The organism is Bradyrhizobium sp. Kon58 (genome assembly GCF_055807455.1).
The window spans coordinates 1-364 of the sequence record NZ_JBVVOT010000220.1 but is presented as its reverse complement, the minus strand read 5'-3'; the positions used below and the strand labels follow the sequence as shown (position 1 = coordinate 364).

Below are 364 nucleotides of genomic sequence, written 5' to 3'. Positions count from 1 at the left end.
CGAGTACCTGCGATGCCTGCAACTGCCCGGCAGCGCACGGGGCATTTGCGAGGATTACCGCGCCTCGGCCGGTATCGATCTGGAACATGATCGCGTGGATATCAACGCCGGCAATCAGCTAACGCAGCCGCTGTTGGTGCTATGGGGCGCCGAAGGCACCGTGGGGCGCTGTTTCGATCCATTAACGGAATGGCAGCAGGTAGCGACTGATGTACGCGGCAAAGCCTTACCTTGCGGCCATTACATCGCTGAGCAAGTGCCAGAACTATTGCTTGAAGAAGTGCTGAGCTTTTTCGCAAGACCGATGTAGCCAAGCCACTGGAAAAACCGCCTCGCAGGCACAGCCAGTGCCTTCGAGCGCTTT

At 58.2% G+C, this 364-nt stretch carries 1 protein-coding gene; it reads left to right on the top strand.

All coding sequences use genetic code 11. From position 1 onward, the window contains the following. On the top strand, nucleotides 1-310 hold a 310-nt coding region (locus AC0L20_RS40200; protein ID WP_473295701.1), incomplete at its 5' end, for an alpha/beta fold hydrolase. Between the last annotated feature and the right edge of the window lie 54 nt (nucleotides 311-364).